The 7969-nt window shown below is 56.7% G+C and carries 7 protein-coding genes and 1 pseudogene; 5 read left to right on the forward strand and 3 right to left on the reverse strand.

The window, feature by feature from the left end; genetic code table 11:
• Positions 1-406: pseudogene (locus TH5_RS24755) on the forward strand (ribonuclease E/G); the annotation flags it as partial.
• A gap of 85 nt (positions 407-491) precedes the next feature.
• Here the strand turns inward: TH5_RS24755 and TH5_RS24760 are convergent.
• Both TH5_RS24760 and TH5_RS24765 read right to left on the reverse strand, forming a co-directional pair.
• Complete coding sequence (locus TH5_RS24760; protein ID WP_114124100.1) at positions 492-1643, reverse strand: pyridoxal phosphate-dependent aminotransferase; 1152 nt, start codon at positions 1641-1643, stop codon at positions 492-494.
• Positions 1644-1718: 75 nt separating this feature from the next.
• Positions 1719-3122 (reverse strand): gamma-glutamyltransferase, encoded by a 1404-nt coding sequence (locus tag TH5_RS24765; protein ID WP_114124101.1) that lies wholly within the window; start codon positions 3120-3122, stop codon positions 1719-1721.
• On the opposite strand from TH5_RS24765, the gene TH5_RS24770 reads away from it, so the two are divergent.
• From TH5_RS24770 to TH5_RS24780, 3 genes are all read left to right on the forward strand, one after another.
• Positions 3109-4455, forward strand: coding sequence for a M48 family metalloprotease (locus TH5_RS24770; protein WP_114124102.1), 1347 nt, complete (start codon positions 3109-3111; stop codon positions 4453-4455). The two genes, TH5_RS24765 and TH5_RS24770, sit on opposite strands and share 14 nt — an antisense overlap.
• Positions 4452-5141, forward strand: a complete 690-nt coding sequence (locus TH5_RS24775; RefSeq protein ID WP_244205033.1) for a hypothetical protein — start codon at positions 4452-4454, stop codon at positions 5139-5141. Before TH5_RS24770 ends, TH5_RS24775 begins: the two co-directional genes overlap by 4 nt.
• A 98-nt stretch (positions 5142-5239) precedes the next feature.
• Positions 5240-5989 (forward strand): DsbA family protein, encoded by a 750-nt coding sequence (locus TH5_RS24780; RefSeq protein WP_244205034.1) that lies wholly within the window; start codon positions 5240-5242, stop codon positions 5987-5989.
• A gap of 112 nt (positions 5990-6101) precedes the next feature.
• Here TH5_RS24780 and thiS read toward each other — a convergent pair whose 3' ends face one another.
• Complete coding sequence (gene thiS / locus TH5_RS24785) at positions 6102-7097, reverse strand: sulfur carrier protein ThiS (RefSeq protein WP_062952089.1); 996 nt, start codon at positions 7095-7097, stop codon at positions 6102-6104.
• 244 nt (positions 7098-7341) lie between these two features.
• Here thiS and aroQ point away from each other — a divergent pair, with 244 nt between their 5' ends.
• The gene (gene aroQ, locus TH5_RS24790) at positions 7342-7788 is read left to right on the forward strand and encodes a type II 3-dehydroquinate dehydratase (RefSeq protein WP_167443664.1); all 447 of its coding nucleotides are present in this window, start codon (positions 7342-7344) and stop codon (positions 7786-7788) included.
• The last annotated feature ends 181 nt before the right edge of the window (positions 7789-7969 follow it).

Below are 7969 nucleotides of genomic sequence, written 5' to 3' on the forward strand. Positions count from 1 at the left end.
GACCGCCCCGGCACCGGCACGGCCGCGCCGCGAACGTCGTGATCGCAATGACAATCGCCGCAATCGTCGGGATCGCAATGACCGTAACGACCGGGCTGATGTGAAAAACATCCCGATCCAGAGCGGCCCTGCCCCGGAAACCGCGGAAGAAATCGCCAAGGAAGCGGTTTCGGCACCGGCACAAAGCCCGGTGGAAACCGTGGTGGAAAAACCGGCAAGCCCGACCCCTGCCCCCGCGGCAGCACCGGCAGCGGAAAAATCCGAACCGAAGGCAGAGCCGAAGAAACCGGCACCGAAAGCCGAAAAGGCCGCCGAGCCGGAGGCAAGTGAACCGGTTGCAACTGAGCCGGCAAAAGACGAAAAACCGAAGCCGAAGAAACGCGGCTGGGGGAGCCTTGGTCGTTAAGACCTGGCTTTGATAAAATCAAAAAGGGCTGCCGAATGTTTTCGGCAGCCCTTTTTCGTTACAGCTTGCGTGAAATGAGAACGGCTTACCGCTGCCAGTTTTTTAGGGCCTTGACCGCGCCCAGCATGGTGGCTTCGCTATGAGCGAACGAGAAGCGAACATAATGTTTGCCGCGCAGGCGATCAAAATCGGTGCCCGGCGTGGTGGCAACACCGGTTTCGTCCAGCATGCGACGACAGAAATCCTCGCTATCGGTCGTCAGATCGCGAACATCGGCATACAGATAAAATGCCCCATCCGCCGGGGCGAATTTGGTGAAGCCCGCAGCAGGCAGTTCATTTAGCAGAATTTCGCGATTGCGCGCGTAGGCCGCGACATTGGCCTGCAATTCATCCTCGCAATCAAACGCTGCGACGGCGGCGATCTGTGACAATGCCGGGGCCGAAATAAACAGGTTCTGTTGCAGGCATTCCACCGCCCGCATCAGATCAGGCGGCACCACCGCCCAGCCCAGACGCCAGCCCGTCATAGAAAAATATTTCGAGAAGCTGTTTATGATGATCGCGTCATCGCCGAATTCAAGAGCGGTGCATTCCCGAACATCGCCAAATGAAATGCCCTGATAAATCTCGTCACTGATCAGGCGAATGCCGTTTTCCCGGCAATAGGTTGCCAGTTCCCGGTAGGTTTCGACATCGATCATGCTGCCCGCGGGGTTGGAAGGGCTTGCAACGATCAGACCATCAATCGGATCATCAAGATCGCGCAGCATGGCAACAGTCGGCTGATAATGGCTTCCGGGGCCAGCAGGCAGATTGACGGTATCAATGCCCAGTGCCGTCAGGATGTTGTGATAGGCAGGATAGCCCGGTGCCGCCATTGCGACACGATCACCGGCATCAAAGGCCGCCAGAAACGCCAGCACGAAGATCGAGGACGAGCCACTGGCAACGCAGATGCGCGACGGATCGACCGGAGTGTTGAATTTGCGTTGATAATGACCGGCAATGGCTTCGCGCAGGGGATCGATCCCCATTGCATTGGTATAGCCGATCAGATCGTTATCAAGGGCACGTGCAGCGGCCTCGCGGACCTTGCGTGGGGCCGGTGTGCCGGGTTGCCCGACTTCAAGGTGAAAGACGGCCTTGCCATCGGTTTCGCGCGCGTTGGCAGCACGCATGACATCCATGACGATAAAGGGCGAGATAGCACCGCGACGCGATTGTTTCAAAGCCATGTGTGGGGTCCTGCTTTGTATCGTGAAAATCGGGGCAGGAAGACCTGCCCCGATGAAATGCCTGTAAATGGTGGCTTACTGCGTGCCGGCCATTCCGCCGCCCGCAGGGTCGGCAATGAACTGGCAGCTTTCGGGATGTGGCGGTATCCCTTCAAGGCAACGCACGATATTGACCGCCGGTTTGCCATCCGAATTCATCGGAATATTGGCAGCCGCACCCTTTTCGATCAGGTCTTCGGCCATGGTGGCAATCTGTTTGGTCGCCCCTGCCGGAGTGCCGGTTCCAGCGATGCCATAATAATATTCCCAGACGAACGGGTTCACCATAAGGGCCGGGCCCATCAGCGGAGTCTGGGCATAGAACGCATCCCCGGCGGCAAGGTTAAGACCGAACGCATCGGCACCCAGTCCCGCACCAAACGGTTTGTTCATCGTGGTCATGCAGGCAACCGCATTGGCTGCACGGTCCAGAACGACAAAGCCACTGCGGCCTGTATTGGACTGAATGTTGCTGTCAGCAGCATCGATATCAGCCAGATAGCGGTTCAGGATCGCGCCAAGTTCCGTGCCTGCATCAACAACCGCACGTCCGGACTCCGAACGCGGCGGATATGCCAGATACAGCATTTCGTTGCCAACTTTGACCTCGGTCGCGGACTTCCATTGCGGTTTGTAGTCACGCATGTCGTCGGCGGTCAGTGTACCACCGGCATTCTGGACCGCCGTTGCGATCTGGGCACCAAGGGCACCGTTATAAAATTCACCCGGCCCCTTGACCCGAAGGGATGTCAGAAGCGCACCGAGATTGACCGAGCGAATCCGGTCGCCGACCTGCAAAGTATTGCCGCCGGGCATGAGAACATCACGTAGGATCGGGCTTGCCTCGATGCGGTCGCGGTTGGCTTCGATGTCATCCACCATCGACCGCGATACCGGAACGCCAAGGCGGGCATATTGTTCAGCAGCCGACAGGAGCTGCGGCCATTGCAGGCGGCCATAGCGCGCACTAAGTGCATAGAGACCGCGCGGGACGCCCGGAACGGTGGTTGCAGTCTGGCTGTCGGCGGTGCGAGTCCCCGGGCGCGGCCAGAAATCAAGGACTTCGACCTTTTTCGACTGGCGATCATGAACAACGCAAACCCCGCCGCCACCAATACCGGCCACCGATGATTTGGTTACCGTCATGGTCGCGTAAAGCGCAACAGCCGCATCCGCCGCCGTACCACCCGCCGAAAGCACATCGCGTGCGATGCGAACCGCACGGGGTTCATCAGCGACGACACCGCCAAGGAAACCACTGACGGCCCCGATTTGGCCAAGATTTTCAGTATTATCGCTACTGCAGGCCGCAAGACCGGCAGTCATTGCGATTGCCGTCATGATCCGCCATGATGGCTTGCGCGTCGGCAACCTGTCCGCACTGGTCGGGTCGACATCGGATGAACGAAAACACGGAACGCACATTTTGCTCAGACGCATTATTACTCTCACTGCCATTTTCCTTGTTGCCCTGCCCAGCACAGTTTTTGCGCAGGGTCGTTCTTTTATCCGGGATACCGAGATTGAGGAAACCCTTCATCTCTATGCGACCCCGATATTCAAGGCTGCCGGGCTCGATCCGCGCGGCGTTGCAATCTATATCGTTTCGGACCCCAGCCTGAACGCATTTGTTGCTGGCGGCCAAAAGCTTTTTATCAATACTGGCCTCTTGTTGAAAGCCCAGACTCCCGAACAGGTTATGGGCGTGATGGCCCACGAAACCGGCCACATATCGGGCGGGCATCTTTCGCGTATTCATGATCAGCTTCGAAATGCGTCTGCGATCTCGATTCTGTCAACCATCGTCGGTGTTGCAGCCGGTGTTGCAGCCGGTCGTGCCGATGTCGGTACAGCCGCCGTTCTTGGCGGCCAGAACGTGGCAGAACGCAATTTTCTGGCTTATTCGCGGACACAGGAAAGCAGTGCCGATCAGGCCGGTGTCAACTTCCTGACCGATGCGGGGATTTCATCGCGCGGTCTGATGGAATTCATGGAAACGCTCGAAGGTCAGGAATTGCTGAGTACTGCACGTCAGGACCCGTATCTGCGCAGTCACCCGCTGACGACCGAACGTGTCGAGTTCCTTGAAAACTATACTGCGAATTCACCGTTAAGAGACGCCAAGGTTGATCCGGTTCTGTATGAACGCCATGACCGCATGCGCGCCAAGCTGTATGCCTTTACCAACCATATCCAGCATACATTGCGCACCTATCCCGAAACCGACACCAGCATTTCGGGGCGTTATGCACGTGCGATTGCCTATTACCGGGACTCGCAAATCGATCCAGCGATGAAGCTTATTGACGGGCTGATCGCCGAAGAACCGGAAAATCCATATTTCGAAGAACTTAAAGGTCAGGTCCTGCTGGAATTCGGCAAGGCCCAGGAAGCCACCGATCCGCTTCGCAAAGCCGTCGAATTGTCCAACGGTGCACCGTTGATCCGCTTGCTGCTAGCGCATGCGCTGATTGAAAGCGGCGATAACAGTGTCCTGCCGGAAGCCAAGGAAAACCTTCTGGGGGTTCTTTCGGTTGAACGCAGCAATGCGTCGGCATGGCGGTTCCGGGCGATTATCGAAAACCGTCTGGGCAACGAAGGCGAGGCGTCGCTTTCGCAGGCGGAATACAGCCTTTTGACCGGGGATCGGGAAGCCGCGAAATATCACGCGGTTCAGGCCGACCGGAAACTTGAAAAAGGCACTGCAACCTGGCAGCGCGCGCAAGACATCATTCGTGCGACCGATCCGGAAGGCAAGGACAACCGGAATTGACCGCAATCGCCCCAAAATGGGCGGCGATGCGGTTACCGGCCCCTCGCCGTATAGGCCTTGCCTTTGCGGTGTTTTACCTGTTGACCGGATGCAGCCTGCCCGATGCCGGGGTAAGCGTCGAGGGGGATCTGAAGCTTCTTTATGCCCCCTTCCCGCTGAATAACCCGCCCCGGTACTGGCATTATGCCGAACGACCGGCAAAGCTTGATACGGGTGAACAGTCAAAGGCCAACAGCCTATACTGGGAGGATATTGACGGGCGCATCGCCCTTGCCATGCGTCCGGCAATTGACAGCTTTGAACTTGGCCGTCGCACCAATATCGCGGTTCTGGCATCCCCCTATCTGTCGTTTGACTGGCTGATGAACGCGTCGGCGCGCCCCGGCGATACCGAGCTTATCCTTGGTTTCCGGGCGCAATCACATGGTGATTGGGGTGAAAGCGATCTGGGGGCAGGCAAACCGCCCGTCGATCATGTGATCCGTCTTCCGATTGGCGGGGACATGACCGGTATCAAGGAATGGCAACGCGATTATTTCGATCTTTCGGCCCTGCATCGCCGATACTGGCCCGACACAGATACCATCGATGTCCGTCTGGTATGGATCGGGATTGCCGCAACGCGCGATCAGGGGGCTGATGTGGCCGGTGTCACATATCTCTCGCATATTTTACTTTCCCGTTAGGTACCCGTCTCGTATCAATTAGCCAAAGAAATCAGGTCCCGCGCGATGCCAGACATATCCGGGACAAAGACAACAAGGGATTTTCGATGAATTCGCACATGATCAAACGCCTTCTTGGCGGTGCCGCCATCATGCTTTCGCTGGGTTTTGCCATGGGCGCACCGGCACAGGCAGAAGAACTAAGCGATGCACAGAAGGCCGAGATCGAAGGCGTGATTGAACAGTATCTTCTGGAAAACCCGGATGTTCTGCTGCGTGCGATCCAGAATGTTCAGGTCTGGCAGACAACCGAACAGGCCCGCCAGCAGGCCGAAGCCATTCAGCCGGTGTGGGATGCGCTGGTGGCCGACAGTTCGGTGCCATCGGTTGGCCCGCTGGATGCGCCGGTGACCGTGATCGAATTTTTTGACTATCACTGCGGTTATTGCAAACGCGCCTTTGACGGCGTGAAGGAACTTGCGGAAAATTCCGATGGTAAAATCCGCACCATGTTTGTTGAATTCCCGATCCTGCGCGAAGAAAGTGCCGATGCGGCCCGTGCGGCACTGGCTGCAGCCAAGCAGGGCAAATACATGGAAATCCACGCGGCCTTCATGGAAAACCGCGGTATCCTTGACGAGGCACAGATCAACACATTGGCCAAAGACGCTGGTGTTAACGTTGATCAGATGCGCAAGGACATGCAGTCACCGGAAATCAACGGCATGTTACAGCAATATGCCGCCATGGCGCGCAGTATCGGGGTCAATGGCACCCCGGCCTTCCTGATCAATGGTCAGATGGTGTCGGGTGCGGATATGGAGCGCGTCAATGCGCTGGTCAAAGCCGGGCTTGAACAGGCGTCCTGATTTTACGCCAAGCCGCTACTACGGATACAGTCAATCCTTTACGCAGCCTGAATGAAACAAAAGCCCCCGTTTCGATACCGAAACGGGGGCTTTTTATCGTACATCTATGCGATCAGATCAAACCGGCCAGCGGCGAGGACGGATCGGCATATTTTTTCTTGGGCATGCGACCGGCAAGGAAGGATTCACGACCAGCGATGATCGCGTGTTTCATGGCGCGCGCCATGCGGATCGGATCCCTGGCACCGGCAATCGCGGTATTCATCAGAACGCCGTCACAGCCCAGTTCCATGGCAAATGCCGCATCGGATGCGGTGCCGACACCGGCATCGACGATCACCGGCACATTGGCGTTTTCCTTGATCAGCGCGATATTAACCGGGTTGAGAATCCCCATGCCCGAGCCGATCAGCGATCCCAGCGGCATGATCGCGACACAGCCCATATCTTCAAGCATTTTGGCCTGAATGGGATCATCGCTGCAGTAAACCATCACGTCGAAACCGTCCTTGATCAGGGCCTCGGCGGCTTTGAGGGTTTCGGGCATGTTGGGATAAAGCGTCTTCTGATCGCCCAGAACTTCAAGCTTCACCAGATTCCAGCCGCCGGCCTCGCGCGCCAGACGCAGGGTCCGGACCGAGTCATCAGCCGTAAAGCAACCCGCTGTATTGGGCAGATAAACGTATTTTTTCGGATCGACATAATCGACCAGCATCGGCTGCGACGGGTCGGTCAGATTAACACGACGGACGGCAACCGTGACCATTTCCGCGCCCGACGCATCAATCGCGATGCGGGTTTCTTCGAAATCCTTGTATTTGCCGGTACCGACGATCAGACGTGATTTGAATTTGTGGCCCGCGACGACGAAACCCTCGTCATTGGCGGACGCAAGATCGGCATCCGAGGAACCGCCACCAATAAAATGAACGATTTCAAGCTTGTCGCCATCGGCAAGTGCAGTATCGCCATAAGCCGTTTTCGGCACGATTTCGAGATTGCGTTCCACCGCGACCTTGGTCGCCGTGATCCCGAGTTCACCGAGAAGATCGGCAACGGTTGCTGCGGTTTCGATGGTGCGGTCTTCACCGTTGATGGTCAGGCGCATCTGTTCGTCTTGTCCTTGTGGTATCAAAATATTCACCTATTGGCGCGCAGTATGCGCAGCTGCCGGGCGAGAGGCAAGCTGTGATCGGCGGATTCTGCCATGCGGGGTACACAAAGCTGCACCGATGGCGATGATGCCAACATGATCGTGTGGTTACAGTCACATGCCTCGTCCGAATGCAACGTTGCGTCAGACTTTGGTCGTGTTATAAACGCATCACTATATGTTGGGCATGTGGGAACGGATGATAAAACCCGTCTACATTCTGAATGGGCCGAATTTGAACCTGCTGGGACAGCGTCAGCCGGAAATTTACGGTGCGACCACCTTGCAGGATATCGACAACATGTGTTCTGCACATGCGTCGAAAATTGGCCTGTCCGTCGTCTTTCGCCAAAGCAATCACGAAGGCGAGCTGGTTGACTGGATTCAGGAAGCCCGGCAAGAAGCTGCTGGCATTATTATCAATGCTGGGGCATATACGCACACATCGGTTGCGATCCTTGACGCATTGCTGGCATCCGATTTGCCGGTCGTCGAGGTCCATCTGTCAAATATTCATCAGCGGGACGCATTCAGACATCATTCTTACGTCTCGAAAGCTGCAAAAGGCATGATCTGTGGTTTTGGCGCGCAGGGTTACATTCTTGGCCTTGATGCCATCAGATCACTGATCCACACACCATCATAAAAGATATCGAAATGAGCAAGTTCAACATCGACAACGATACCATTCGCCAGCTCGCCGAGCTGCTGGACGAGACCAACCTGACCGAGATCGAAGTTGCCGCAGGCGACAATCGCATCCGCGTCGCCCGTCAGGGCACCATGGTTGCAGCCGCTCCGGCAGCTGCACCGGTTGCCGCTGCTCC

The organism is Thalassospira xianhensis MCCC 1A02616 (assembly GCF_003326475.1).
Lineage (GTDB): Bacteria > Pseudomonadota > Alphaproteobacteria > Rhodospirillales > Thalassospiraceae > Thalassospira > Thalassospira xianhensis.